Genomic DNA, 13,756 nt, shown 5'->3' with positions numbered 1-13,756 from the left:
GGTTAGTACGTACTGCAAGTTCATATTATATGAAATGCTTGCAAAAGCCCTATATAAAAATATACAGGGCTATGAAAATTTGCTATGCAAGTATTTCCTGCTGTTGATGAGGTGTTACTCTTGGTTCTTCCATGCTACACGATGGACTCAAAAACTTCTGCTTCTCAGAGCGCTCTATGTATTGCTTTATATCACTAACGCACTGCTCTACAACATCACAAATTTTTCCATTAGCATTTTCTGCCAATAACTCATCAAATCTTTCTTCAACCTCCGCTCTCTTAGGGTTGTCTTTTGAAACGTTACAATATTCTAAGATCTCATCTAGCTGCAGTTTTTTTGCTAATAGGAAATCTTCTTGTTCTTGCTCTTGTTTAAGCTTGGTTTCCTCTTGCAGTTGTTTTGCTAAACTTTTGTTTATATCAAGCAATGGTTCGAAATGAGCATAGCCTTTGTTTATTACATGCAAAACACTACTGTCGTCATAATTAACTTTATTGTATTCACTTGCATTTTTTGAACCTGAATTGTCTATTAATTGATGCAAAGACAGATCTTGGTTATCAACAGTCTGGTTCTCTATAACATGCAATTTTACATCATACTTCTCACAAAGTATTCTGCCTTCAACTTCAGGATCACCCCACCTATCGTTACGCATAATGTTTGCTGTATAATCATCTATAGTTTCACTACGGTGCTGGCCATCATTATCGTAACTGTTAGCAATAGAATGTACAAACCATTCTGGCGGATTGTTTTGTGCAAATTCCTTGCAGTCTTCTCGTAACTGCTCGACAGTAACTTCTATCCCCTTTTGTTGCTCTAAACTTTGTCTAAACGAGTCAAAAAAACAGCTTCCATTACCAATTGCTTGTCCTATATGGAAATTGTCAGGGTAAAAATTACTATTTAAAGAAGCTATTTCTTGCCCGGAGCTCTTGAGCCTTTTCGGACTTTCAACACCGTGAAAATCACTTGATAGTTTCCGTTTCCTAGATTCAGCCATAATTTTTACCTTAATTTAAGCTATATGTTACTATACCAACAAAATTGTTAATAAGCGACTAATTAAGTATAGCAGAAATTTTTAAATTATGCAATAGTTATAATTTTACATAGTAAATATGAGCTTTAACTGCGGTATAGTTGGGTTACCAAACATAGGAAAATCAACCTTATTCAATGCGCTTACAGAGTCAAGTGCAGCCGAAGCTGCAAATTATCCTTTCTGCACAATTGAGCCAAATATAGGCAAGATTTCGATAAAAGATCAGCGTTTGAAACAAATCGCAGCAATTGCCGGTTCAGAGAAGATAATTTATAATCAATTAGAAGTTGTGGATATTGCAGGTCTTGTAAAGGGCGCAAGCAAAGGTGAAGGACTCGGCAATAAATTTTTAAGCCATATCAGAGAAGTTGATGCCATCGTGCATCTGCTCAGGTGCTTTACGGATGATGATATCAGCCATGTACACAGTAAAATAGATCCAATATCAGATGCTGAAGTGGTGGAAATGGAATTAATCCTAGCTGATATTGATAGCATAGAAAAAAGGCTTCCTCAATTGGAAAAGAAAGCAAAACAAGGTGATAAAGAGCTAAAGAGACAACTTGAATTAATGCAAGAGGTATTAGCTACTTTAAAACTCGGTAAACCTGCAAGAAGTTTGGAAAACATGGACGAAGCCGAAATGAAGTCACTTCAATTGCTGACAACAAAGCCCGTTATGTACGTTTGCAATGTTGAAGATACAAATGTTATAACTGGCAATGAATTATCTCAAAAGGTAGAGAGAATGGCGGAGGAAAATAAAAGCAAATTTTATTGCATTTCAGCAAAACTTGAAGCAGATATTGCAAATCTTGATAGTGAAGAGGAAAAACAGAGTTTCTTGTCAGAATTTGGCTTACAAGAATCAGGCCTTGATGGAGTAGCGCGTATTATGTATGAAGTGCTGAGTATGATAACTTTCTTTACTGTGGGCCCCAAAGAAGCACGGGCATGGCCAGTAAAAATAGGATCAACATCTGATAAGGCAGCAGGTGTAATCCACACTGATTTTGAGAAAGGCTTCATAAAAGCAGAAACTATAAGCTTTGCAGACTACATAAAGTATGGAAGTGAATCAGCTTGCAAAGACGCAGGAAAAATTCGCTTTGAAGGCAGAGATTATATCGTACAAGATGGTGATATAATGCACTTTAGGTTTAATGTGTAGCTTTCTGGGGAGAAGAAACTCCTCCTTCTACAGTGTATTCGTTTAGGGGAGAGGTTTAAGAAACAATTGACCTTACCCAGAAAAAGTAATGCAAAAAATCTATTGGTTTTTTATAAATAAAATCCTAAGGCATTTTTTACTGTAGATTAATCATTTGATTATAGTATCATCTTAATTAAGCTTATGCTTGGAATATTTATGAAGAGTATTTTATACTTTGTATTATTAGTTGTTGTATTTGGATCACTGAGCCTATTTGCTGTAGAGCAATTTGAAGAAAAGAAAATTGAATCAGTTCATAAAAACGAAAATGTAGGTGTAAGGAAGCAAGATTTACTGAGCAGCACAAATCAAAAAGATGAGTTGAAAAGCAACGTCGATGCTAAACAAACACAAGAGGCTGAGAGCAAAAGAGTAACCGATAAAGAGAAGCTGCAATACAACGAGAATAAAGCTTCTGTGGTTGAAAAAACTATAAGTGAAGGTGAAAGGATTGATAAAGATTTGCCAAATGACCAGCTAGAAGAAAGTACAGGCGAATTTGCTCGAAATTTACCAAATGTGGCCAATAAAGAAGTGAATAAAGATTTGAAACCAGAGCCTTTGCCTTTAAGTGCTGATTTAAATGAGAATATAACTGACCCGCAAAAAAATCTACAAGCTGATCAGAAGATTGATATAAAAGATAATGAACTTTCAAAAAGTGATGCGAGTCAATTATTAGAGGGAAAAAAAGAAAAAGTAGAGAATCAGTTTGAAGAAAAAAAAGTGAAAGAAACAAACAATAATTCTAAGTACCGCAATAGAGTAAAACCTATAACTAAAAAAGATGAAGAAGAGCAAAGTGAAAAGAAAAATTTACAAAAATGGACAAAGCTAAACAGAGAACCAATAAAAGAATGGGGTCATAAAGATATACAAAGCAAGTCAATATATAAACGACAATATGATAGCCTTAATGAGCATCTTCCTACAACTGTATTTATTGATGATTACAGTAAGCAATTTTTTTACTGTATTAAGAAAAATAACTTACCTTGCTTAAGAGGAATAATGAGTAAGCTAGAAAAAATTGGATTAACAACTCAAGAGATACTAAGGTTTAGAAATAAATTGGGTGATACTCCTCTCATTTATTCAGTTAAACAAGGTGAGGTAGACATAGTGCGCTTTCTCTTATTACAAGGCGCTGATCTTAGAGTAGTTAATAATAATTTTCAATCCCCAATTGATATAGCAATCGAAAAAAAGCAGGTCAATATAATAAATGCGATTGCCGAAATGATGCCACACCTTTTGGAGGATAGAAAAATAGACAATAAAGAAAGCTCAGCAATGTACGATTGGGCTATGAAAACGAAAGAAAACAATGAGTCGCAGTGCGATAAGCAAGATGATTAGATTTTTGATATTAATTTTAGTTGGTCATTTATGTTATGGAAACGAAACAAATGATGAAAAAAATCAGATTAGTGATTTTTTAAACGCTCTGCATGATGTAAAATACGTATCTTACAGTAAAAAAGACTTTGCTGAATTTTTGGTGCAGTGCCACAAAGAGGGCGTGCCAGAAGATTTTAAGAAAGGTTTTGGCTCTAACTTAAATGGAGCTAATTTTAGCCAATTGTACCTAAGTGGATCTGTTTTTGATGGAGTAAGTCTGATTGGTGCTGATTTTTCTAATACTGATTTATCCGACGTGTCTTTCATTGATGTTGATTTACGTGGTGCTAATTTCTCCAATGCTAATTTACATGGCATTAAAATAAAAGGTACAAATTTGAGTTTTACAAAATTTGTTTCTGCAAACTTAACAGATATCGTATTTGATCAGTCTAATGTTAGTTATGCTGATTTTATCAGTTCCGATCTCAAAAAAGTAAGTATGCACAACGTAATTGGTTTGCATACTAATTTCTCGAATGTGCAAATGAATCTCTCCAACTTATCAAACTCGAATCTTAGCTACGTAAATTTTAATGATAGTGAAATAAACGATACTGTTATGCAGAAAAATAACCTTGATAATGCAAGTTTCTTTGGAGTGGATGCATATAAATTAAAGATACAATTTTCTTCATTAAAAAATGCTAACATATATGGTGCAGAGTTAAAAGAATCAGACTTTACAGGTAGCAATCTTTCCGATGCCTGCCTTAATTCTTCTATCATAATTAACAGTAACTTCGACGAAGCTAATTTAAGCAACACACAAATTTCCTATGTGAATGACGATAATTCAAGTTTTGTTCAATCTATACTAAATGGTTCCAAGATAAAACATGTATATGTTTTTGGAGCAAGTCTTCAGGATGCTGATTTATCCAATATTGATTTTAGTTTTAGTGAACTGCATCAAGTTAATGTCTCTAATGCTGACATTCGTCACGGAAAGTTTCATAATACTAAAGTTGCGAATTCTAACATGAATGGCTCATTTTTTGACCATTCACTATTCACCTCTACGAAGATAGAAGATTCAGACCTTTCTACAACTTCAATGTATAAGATAAAAATCCAAGACTCTCAAGTTTATAACAGTACACTTTTTCACCATAATATTGATTCCAGTGAAATAGAAAATTCAACATTCTTTAATTTATTAGCTGATAATTCGAGCTGGTCCAATTTAAAAGTAACTAATTCAAATTTTATTGAAAGCGATTTCAGATCTTCTTTGCTTCACGCTAATGCCTTTAGGAAAACTAGCTTTTTTCTTAGCAATTTGAGCAATTCAACAATTAGTGATATGTCTTTTCACTCTTCAAGCATATATAAAAGTTCAGTTGCTGATGCTCATTTAACAGATTGCAAGTTTGATAATTCAATTTTGATTGACAATCAAGGGCAGAAAAAACTTGCAGGGTTAGAAAATGCTATAACTTCAATTGGAGATTTACAAGAGAAAATATCACAGGGTGAAAAATTTAATGTAAATTATTCTTACTTTGAATTTAAGAATATGAATTTAGAAAATGCTGATTTTTCTAATTCAACATTGAGTAGAGCAAAGTTTGTAAACGTTAATTTGAATAAGGCAAATCTTGAAAAAACCGATTTGCGCTATACTGTCTTTGATAACTCTTCTCTCATTGGCACCAACTTATCAAATTCTAATTTAGAAGGTTCTAGCTTTTTAAACTCTGATCAAAAAAGCGCCATGTTAAAAAATGCAAAGAAAAATGACCGTAAAAAGTGAGGGCGTATTATTGGTTCTATCCTCCCCTTCTGGAGCTGGAAAAACTACTATATCAGCAAAATTACTTGAGCGATCAACTAATTTAGTTAGGTCTGTTTCTACGACTACGCGCAAGCCTCGCCCCGGCGAAATAAATGGAAAAGACTATTTTTTCGTTACTGAAGAAAAATTTCACGAGTTATGCGAAGCTGGTCAGATGCTTGAATACGCCAAAGTTTTTGAGAATTTTTATGGTATACCAAGAGATTTTATAGAGCAAAACCTGAGCAGTGGAATAAGCGTTTTACTAAGCATAGACTGGCAAGGAGCATTTCACTTATTCAAGCTCATGAGAAAAAAAGTTGTGAGTATTTTTATACTTCCCCCTTCAATGGAAGAGCTTAGGTTGCGTTTGCAAAAGCGTAATAGTGATGATGCAAGCGAAATAGAGCGCAGATTAGCCGAAGCTCAAAAAGAGATAAGCAAACGTGATAAATATGATTATGTAATAATCAATGATGATATTGATAAAAGTGTAGAAGAGATAAGCTCCATACTAAATAAAGAAAGACTTAAAAAACTAAAAGAAAAACCAAGTCTGGAAGATTTATAAAAGCATCGATCTGCAGCTATAGTTTCTTATCCTATAGCTATACCGCCGCGAACCGTCATACCGCGATTCATTCGCAGTATCTCAGCATAGATTCCGCTAACACGTAGCGGACCGTCATACCGCCGCGGCGCTAACAAGTAGCGGAATGACGGTTTTTCAAATTGTCGTAAGTCAGTTTAGATATATTTTAGCCAGTAGCACGTTTTGCAGTTACTCACTTTAGCTATATTTATTATTTTTTAAGATTAAATGGTTAAAATAGTAGACAACTGTTCAAGTGAGGATTTGACTATGATAACAGATTTTCTAATAGAAACTAGTTTTCTGCCTTTCCACCTATATTTTGATCACATATACAACGTTTAGCTCAATTTAAAAGTCAAACTTCTTGGTTGTTAGTTTAGTGCTGACAACTTAAATAGCTTTTAATATTGGGGTTTTAGTATGGGTATAGATCTAAGCGCACTAGCTACTAATGCAGATAAATTAGACGAATGCATAGATAAAAATAAAAAGCGAGAGCAGGATAGAAAAGACGAGCAATTGTATGGCACTATAGAGAGAAAGGTAAAAAAAGAAAAACACAAGCGTGAAAAACCAAGAGGTCAAGATGGAACCCTCAAGAAGTGCAAAAGGTTATTTGAGGAAGGTGCTAACTCTGAAGTATTAACTAAATTAGAAGAATCACTTAGAGAACAAGAAAAATATTATAGGTATTATGTCCAATGCTTCCTTCCAGTGCTAGATGAAGTAATAGAACGATCGAAAAAAATACCAAATGAAACAAAAGAGCGAGTAAAGCAAGCAATTTCAGAAATTACTTATAATAGCAAATATTGTTTTACCCACAACCAAAATGATCGTAGGGACAGTGAAACAGAGAGTGGCTACGGTAGCGATGTTGAAGATGATCATGAAGTAGAAATAAGCAACGGAATAACGAATAATAATGTTCAATTACTAAAAGCGATCAAAAATGGAAATAACAGGAAATTTAGAAAATATCTAAAAGATTGTACGGATATTAGCAGCATAAAAGATGAAAAAGGAAATAATATTTTACACCTTATTGCATCGCTCGAAAAGAAACAGAAATGCAAGTTTCTGGGTATCCTAATAAAAACGGTCACCAAGGAAGATTTAGCACAACTCATTAATAGTGAAAATCAGGACGCTCTTCAGGTGGCACTAATTAACAAGATAACAAAAGAAAAACATGAGTCTCATACGATCCAAAATAATGATAACACACTTAAGTTTCTTACAAAATTGTTAGAGCATGGAGCCAGCTCTGATAATTTAGGATTATCTACAAAAGAATTACAAGGCTTAAAAGAAGAGCAAAAGACATACTATCGTAATTTCTTAGAAAAATTAGCAGAGCAAGGAAAGAAATCTAAATTAAAGCCAGAAATAAAAATCAATACAGAAGCAAAAATTAAAGAAATTATACCACATACCATAAATACTCCAGATAGTAATGATAATTATCAATTACATTTAGCAATTAAAAATAATGATAGAGAACTTTTTAAAGAACTATTGCAAAAAGGGGCAGATATTAGCCTTAAAGACACAGATGATAATAATGCTTTACACTTGATTGTTAAACCTGAAACAAAACAAAAACTTAAACTTCTCCATATATTGCTAGAAGCAAGCCAAAAAGAACAATTTATAAAAGCTGTAAATGATAAAAAAGAAGGGCAAACACCGCTCCATCTGGTACTCCAGCGCATACAAGAAAAGAGTAAAGAATCTTCATTGAAAGATAAAATAAAAAATGTAGTAAAAAAAGAATTTAAGGATACTGGCAGGTATCAAGCCTTAGAGTTATTTCTGCAAAATGGCGCTGATATTACCGTGCAAGATAAAGATGAAAAAAATGCTCTGCACTATATTGCTTCATTCAAAGGAGAACAAAAAGTTGCATGTTTGAAGTTGATTTCAGATAAAGATAGATTTAGTAATGCTGTAAATACTACTAACAAGGAAGAACAAACACCTCTTCATCAGTTGCTTCAGCATATAAAAGAAAAGAATGAGGATCGATCATGTACAGATAGAAAATTTGAAAAAACAAATAGATATAAAGCCTTAGAGTTATTTTTACAAAATGGTGCAGATATTACTGTGCAAGATAAAGATGAAAAAAATGCTCTGCACTATATTGCTTCATTCAAAGGAGAACAAAAAGTTACATGTTTAGAGTTGATTTTAAATTCGGTGGAAAAAGAGAAATTTAGTAAAGCTGCAAACGCCACTAACGAAAAAGAACGCACACCACTACAAGTAGCGCTAATTACTAAGACGACAAAAGATAAACATAATTTGGTCAATCCTAAGAGCCGTGATAACACGATCAAGTTCTGTGTAAAATTAGTGCAAAATGGTGTTGACCCAAAGCAGTTAATACTACCCGAAAGATTATGGAGCAAAGAGTATTATAAAATTATAAAAGGAATAGAGAAATCAATGGGTAGAGCGCTTATTCCAGATGATATGAGAACTGAACTGAAGTGCAATTTTGGCAAGAAGTTAAAAGCACGCGATATTGTGAAGTATGTCAATAATGTTGTTTGTAAAGTAGTGACAACGCTTGTATTTACTGCTTTAGCCTGTGCGGTAATATTCAGCGCTTCTCAAGGAAGTATTACAATTGCAACTGCCTCATCTATTATAGCAGTTATTGGAGTTTGTTATCTTATTTACTTGAATTTAGAAAATATTTATGAAGGATTTGGAAAAATTAAAGGAAAGTTTACTGAAGAAAAGCAACTTACACTTCAAGATAACGCACCAAAAAATGATACACAATGCAATAACTCTGTTAAGGATATAGAAAATAAGTCCAACGATTTAGAAGAGCAAGAGGTACAAAAATCATCAAGTCAATCAGAATATACAGAAAACCCAGCTACTAAAATGAGCGATGTATCAATACTACGTCAATTCATGAATAAGCTAGTAGTTATCCTTTCTTAAAACTAAACATTTAAAATAGTAGATAATCGTTGAAGTGAGTTTTAACTATGATACTAGCAGAAACGCTCTTCTGCCTGTATTTCAATTACATATACAACATTTTAAAATTTAAATCTAGCTTTTTAGTTGTTAGTTCTCAATCTCAAATTGTTGACACTTACAACTACAAAGATACACAAATAGTTAGTTTTTAGTGAGGCTTTGGTATGACAAAAGAAAATTCTACATCTAGTGAGTTAGTACACAACAATGAATTATTGAGTATTATAACGAAAAAAGTAACAAAAGGAAAGCACAAACACCTACACCCAGAAGTTGGGAAAGACAAGACTCTCAACAAATGCAAGGGATTGTTCAAGGAAGGGGCTAGTCCTAAGATATTAATCGAAGTGTTAACCAAATTAGGAGAATCATCTGAAGAACAAGAAAAATATTATAAGTATTATACTCAACACTTCCTTCCAGCATTGAAAAAAGAAATCAAACAGTCAAAAAAACTAGACCCAACAAAAAAAGAGGAAATAGAACAAGTAATTTCAGAAGCTATTAACAAGAGCAGCAAAAAAGATCATTCTGATAACGTTGATCAAAATGAAACTGGTTGTAGAGGGAGTATGGAGAGTGAAACCGAAAGCGGCAACAGTGGCGAAGCTGAAGATAATCATGACGCTAGTAAGAAGCATTCAATCAGTAGTGCTAACACAATAAGTGAAGATCAAGAAGTAGAGAACGGGATAACGGGTAAAAGTGAAGACAGTGGAATTGAAAGCGGCAACAGTAGCGAAGCTGAAGATGATCATGCTGACGAAAAAGACCACATTTCTGGTATACCAATTTTCCACACAGCAAATGAAGACCAAGAAGTAGAGAACGGAATAATGAACAGCAGTGTTCAATATACTGATAAGGAACAGCCAATATTCAAAGTAATCAAAAATGGAGATCAAGGGAAATTTAGAGAATATCTGAAAGGTTGCACGGATATTAGCAGTGTAAAAGATAAAAAGGAAAATAATATTTTACACCTAATAGTTACACAATTAGAGAAAAAACAAAAGTTTGATTTTTTAAATACAGTACTAGATGTGAGTAAGAAGGAAGGAAAAGAGCAACTTAAAGCACAACTTGAAAAAGCTGTAAACGATAAAAATGGCAACGGTCAAACACCACTGCAAGCATTGTTACTTAGTAAAGTAACAAAAGAAAAACATAGTTTTGAGACTACACCTAGAAAAACTTTAACACCTTTAAAAAAACTTGTACCACACTACGACAATACAATAGTATCTGCTATACAATTGCTCAAATTAGGAGCAAATATTGATGATTTGCAGTTGTCTAAAGAAGAATTACAGGAGTTAAGCGAAAAACAAAAAATATATTATCTTAACTTCTTAGAAAAATTGGCAGAGTCAGTAAAGAAGTCTGAATTAGAACCAGAAATAAAAACCAATACAGAAACAAAAATTAAAGAAATTATAGATTATACCATAAATACTCCAGATAGTAATCCATTACATTCAGCAATTGAAAATAATGATAAAAAACTTTTTGAGGAGTTACTACAGAAAGGGGCGGATATTAGCCTGAAAGACACAAATGGCAACAATGCTTTACATCATATTGCTTTACTTTAAGGAGAGCAAAAAGTTGCATATTTGGAGTTGATTTTGAATTTAGTAGAAAAAGAAGTGATATCTCAAGATAAATTGAGAGAAGCTGTAGATGCTACCAACCAGAAAGAAGACACGCCTCTACAAGCGGTGCTAAAAACAAAAGCAAGGAAAGAAAAAATTGAATATCTAAAGCAAGGAACAATTTTTGATTCAACAGTTAGTTGTAGCAATACAACAAAGTTTTGTGCAATGCTGCTAGAAATGGGCGCTGATCCCTGTTCTCTAGAGTTGGAAGGTCAAACATTTGATACTAAAAAGTATTATCTAACTTTACTTAATTTAAAAGAATATCCAAGAATTACACAAGAAGCACAAAAAAAGGTTAGAGAGCTAAAGGAGAAACTCGAGGAAAAATACCACTGTAAAACTGCTTCAAAAAAATGTCAGTCTGGCATTGAAAAAGCAGGTTCTTTTATAGAAAAAACAGCATCGACTACAGGAAAAGCAGTATCTGCTGCTGGAAAGTACATAGATCCAGCAAAGAGAACCCGTCAAACATTAATATCCATAACAACGGTTATTTTCATTTCAGCTGTAGCATATGGTGTCTCTCAGGGTTACATTGGGGCCCTTGCCGCTTTATTCCTCGCAGCTATTGCTATAGCTACATGTCTTGCTCTCACTTTAGGGTTTAGTGGTGTTAAGAAATGTTTTGAAAAACTAACTAATAAAACAAAGAACTCTACTGACAATGACCGACAGACAAAGCGTGCAAGAAATCCAAAAAGTGAAATGAAAGATACATCAACAAAATCTCCCGCAGATGGGTTAACAGTATAACTAGTATACCCTCTTTTCCGGAGCGATGAAGTCAATTTCATCGCTCAGAGTTTTTTCAGCCACTTTTTTATAATCAATTTTTACGTTAATTTGACCTTTCTTTTCTTCAAGCCACGCTATGGTGTGTTTCATCCAGTTTTTATTATCACGCTCAGGAAAATCTTCACGAGCATGAGCACCTCTACTCTCCTCTCGATTGGCTGCGCATTCCATGGTAATAACCGCTTGTGGGATCATGTTAGCAAGCTCCAGTGCTTCAACTAAATCACTGTTCCATATCATATTGCGATCCTCAAGTGAAACATCAGGCATCATTTTTGCTACCTTTTTTATAGCTTTTTTACCTTCTTCTAAAACTTCAGCAACACGGAACACTGATGCATACTTTTGCATAGTGTTCTGCATTTCGCTGCGTATTTTTGCTACTTTGAGCTTCCCAGAAGCAAATCGCATTTTATTAAACCTATCTATTATCCAATCTGTACAATCTGAGCTCAATTTTTTATGTGATGTACAGGATTTTAGTTTCTCTTTTGCTTTGAGTGCTGCAGCTCTACCAAAAACCACAAGATCAAGAAGCGAGTTAGAACCAAGTCGATTTGCACCGTGCACAGAGACACACGCAGCTTCTCCAATTGCAAATAGTCCATCTACCACTTCTTCCTTACCTTGCTTCAGCGTGATCACTTCTCCATGATAATTGGTTGGAATGCCACCCATGTTATAGTGAACAGTCGGAATGACCGGTATTGGATCTTTAGTGACATCAACTCCAGCAAAAGTTCTTGCGGTTTCGCTGATGCCCGGCAATCTGAGTTTTATTACTTCCGGATCAAGATGCGCTATAGTTAAATACATATGATCTTTTTTCGGTCCAACTCCCCTTCCCTCTCTAATTTCAATTGTTATTGCACGACTTACCACATCACGGGAAGCTAAATCTTTTGCTTTTGGTGCGTAACGTTCCATAAACTTTTCGCCCTGAGAATTAACGAGGTACCCCCCTTCTCCACGGCACCCTTCTGTCATCAAGCACCCTGAGCCATATATTCCTGTTGGATGAAATTGTACAAATTCCATATCTTCAAGTGGTAACCCAGCTCTCACCACCATGCCATTACCATCACCTGTGCAGGTATGCGCACTTGTTGCAGAGAAATAAACACGTCCATATCCACCTGTTGCTAGCACCACCGAATGTGCGCGAAATCTATGTAATGTACCGTCGCATAGCGACCAAGCAAGAACTCCACAGCATGCTCCGGTTTCGCTATCCATAATTAAATCAATCACAAAGTATTCAACAAAAAATTCAGCGTTGAATTTAAGACACTGCTGATATAGAGTGTGAAGGATTGCGTGCCCAGTTTTGTCTGCTGCCGCACAAGTGCGCTGCGCTGATTTTCCTTTACCAAAGTGAGTTGTCATTCCACCAAAGGAACGCTGGTATATTTTGCCATTTTCTGTACGAGAAAAAGGTACGCCAAAATTTTCAAGTTCAATAACAGCTTTAGCAGCGTTTTTACACATATATTCTATTGCATCTTGATCACCAAGCCAGTCTGAACCTTTTATTGTGTCATATGCATGCCAGCGCCAATCGTCTTCACCAATATTACCTAAAGCTGCACTAATTCCGCCTTGTGCTGCAACTGTATGACTTCGTGTAGGGAAAATTTTAGAAATGCAGGCAACTGAAAAATTAGTTGCAGCCATCCCAAGCGTTGCTCTGAGCCCTGCTCCACCTGCACCCACTACTACCACATCATACTCATGTTCTATGATCTCATACGCTGACTTATCCATATTTGCTTATTTTATCATTACAGGCTTATGATATCACAGAAGTAGAAAAAATCTATACAAGTTTTCTATAGCTAATACCAATTCTCATTATTAGTGAACCACTTTTTCATCCAATAATTTTGATCTTAATGCCATTTAAACCTCGCTATTTTACTTACTTCAGGTGGAACATACAATAAAATGGTTGAGTCTTTATCTGGCTTGCATCCATCGGTAGTTATTACACTAAATGAACAGGAAGTTGGTGGAATGATAAAAGAAACGATTACTCAAAAATTTTCTAAAATGGCCAGGGAAAACCTTGGCAATTTCTCTGAGGAAGAGCAGGAAAAGATTCGTAATGAGTTGCCGGAATTATCGTCTGAAACAGTAAGATAGCTACACGCTTAGCTCTTGAGAAAAAGTGTCAGGGGTTTAGCAGTGGACTAGATAATGATAAAAAGGAGGAAATACTAGGAGAATGTATGAGTAATTTATCCTATGTTGAACTGGAGAA

General features: G+C 34.6%; 10 protein-coding genes. 8 read left to right on the top strand and 2 right to left on the bottom strand.

Features of this window, described 5'->3' with window-relative positions:
- Positions 1–82: 82 nt before the first annotated feature.
- Complete coding sequence (locus tag AAGD91_RS03040) at positions 83–1,009, bottom strand: hypothetical protein (RefSeq protein WP_341821463.1); 927 nt, start codon at positions 1,007–1,009, stop codon at positions 83–85.
- 118 nt (positions 1,010–1,127) lie between these two features.
- On the opposite strand from AAGD91_RS03040, the gene ychF reads away from it, so the two are divergent.
- From ychF to AAGD91_RS03005, 7 genes are all read left to right on the top strand, one after another.
- Positions 1,128–2,222 carry a redox-regulated ATPase YchF gene (gene ychF / locus AAGD91_RS03035; protein ID WP_341821462.1) on the top strand — a complete coding sequence of 365 codons (1,095 nt, stop codon included), beginning with the start codon at positions 1,128–1,130 and terminating at the stop codon, positions 2,220–2,222.
- Positions 2,223–2,420: 198 nt separating this feature from the next.
- The gene (locus tag AAGD91_RS03030) at positions 2,421–3,623 is read left to right on the top strand and encodes an ankyrin repeat domain-containing protein (protein WP_341821461.1); all 1,203 of its coding nucleotides are present in this window, start codon (positions 2,421–2,423) and stop codon (positions 3,621–3,623) included.
- Complete coding sequence (locus AAGD91_RS03025) at positions 3,616–5,421, top strand: pentapeptide repeat-containing protein (RefSeq protein WP_341821502.1); 1,806 nt, start codon at positions 3,616–3,618, stop codon at positions 5,419–5,421. Before AAGD91_RS03030 ends, AAGD91_RS03025 begins: the two co-directional genes overlap by 8 nt.
- A complete protein-coding gene (gene gmk / locus AAGD91_RS03020; protein ID WP_341821501.1) occupies positions 5,405–6,013 on the top strand; it encodes a guanylate kinase in 609 nt (202 codons plus the stop codon). Before AAGD91_RS03025 ends, gmk begins: the two co-directional genes overlap by 17 nt.
- A gap of 444 nt (positions 6,014–6,457) precedes the next feature.
- Positions 6,458–8,998 carry an ankyrin repeat domain-containing protein gene (locus AAGD91_RS03015; protein ID WP_341821460.1) on the top strand — a complete coding sequence of 847 codons (2,541 nt, stop codon included), beginning with the start codon at positions 6,458–6,460 and terminating at the stop codon, positions 8,996–8,998.
- Positions 8,999–9,204: 206 nt separating this feature from the next.
- Positions 9,205–10,635, top strand: a complete 1,431-nt coding sequence (locus tag AAGD91_RS03010) for an ankyrin repeat domain-containing protein (RefSeq protein WP_341821459.1) — start codon at positions 9,205–9,207, stop codon at positions 10,633–10,635.
- Positions 10,636–10,668: 33 nt separating this feature from the next.
- Positions 10,669–11,454 carry a hypothetical protein gene (locus AAGD91_RS03005; RefSeq protein WP_341821458.1) on the top strand — a complete coding sequence of 262 codons (786 nt, stop codon included), beginning with the start codon at positions 10,669–10,671 and terminating at the stop codon, positions 11,452–11,454.
- On the opposite strand, the gene sdhA is transcribed toward AAGD91_RS03005, so the two are convergent.
- On the bottom strand, positions 11,455–13,260 hold the full coding sequence (sdhA, locus tag AAGD91_RS03000) for a succinate dehydrogenase flavoprotein subunit (RefSeq protein WP_341821457.1): 1,806 nt from the start codon (positions 13,258–13,260) through the stop codon (positions 11,455–11,457).
- Positions 13,261–13,440: 180 nt separating this feature from the next.
- Here sdhA and AAGD91_RS02995 point away from each other — a divergent pair, with 180 nt between their 5' ends.
- On the top strand, positions 13,441–13,638 hold the full coding sequence (locus AAGD91_RS02995) for a hypothetical protein (RefSeq protein WP_341821456.1): 198 nt from the start codon (positions 13,441–13,443) through the stop codon (positions 13,636–13,638).
- Positions 13,639–13,756: the final 118 nt, after the last annotated feature.

Origin of the sequence: Wolbachia endosymbiont (group A) of Myopa testacea, assembly GCF_964027115.1 — a bacterium.
Taxonomy (GTDB): Bacteria; Pseudomonadota; Alphaproteobacteria; order Rickettsiales; family Anaplasmataceae; genus Wolbachia.
Note: the sequence above shows the minus strand (reverse complement) of the source record. Positions and strands in the feature narration are given on the sequence as shown.

Bases quoted from the DNA above. Each gene is read 5' to 3' on its own strand.
- AAGD91_RS03040 (WP_341821463.1), bottom strand. From the start codon at position 1,009: ATGGCTGAATCTAGGAAACGGAAACTATCAAGTGATTTTCACGGTGTT.
- ychF (WP_341821462.1), top strand. From the start codon at position 1,128: ATGAGCTTTAACTGCGGTATAGTTGGGTTACCAAACATAGGAAAATCA.
- AAGD91_RS03030 (WP_341821461.1), top strand. From the start codon at position 2,421: ATGAAGAGTATTTTATACTTTGTATTATTAGTTGTTGTATTTGGATCA.
- AAGD91_RS03025 (WP_341821502.1), top strand. From the start codon at position 3,616: ATGATTAGATTTTTGATATTAATTTTAGTTGGTCATTTATGTTATGGA.
- gmk (WP_341821501.1), top strand. From the start codon at position 5,405: ATGACCGTAAAAAGTGAGGGCGTATTATTGGTTCTATCCTCCCCTTCT.
- AAGD91_RS03015 (WP_341821460.1), top strand. From the start codon at position 6,458: ATGGGTATAGATCTAAGCGCACTAGCTACTAATGCAGATAAATTAGAC.
- AAGD91_RS03010 (WP_341821459.1), top strand. From the start codon at position 9,205: ATGACAAAAGAAAATTCTACATCTAGTGAGTTAGTACACAACAATGAA.
- sdhA (WP_341821457.1), bottom strand. From the start codon at position 13,260: ATGGATAAGTCAGCGTATGAGATCATAGAACATGAGTATGATGTGGTA.
- AAGD91_RS02995 (WP_341821456.1), top strand. From the start codon at position 13,441: ATGGTTGAGTCTTTATCTGGCTTGCATCCATCGGTAGTTATTACACTA.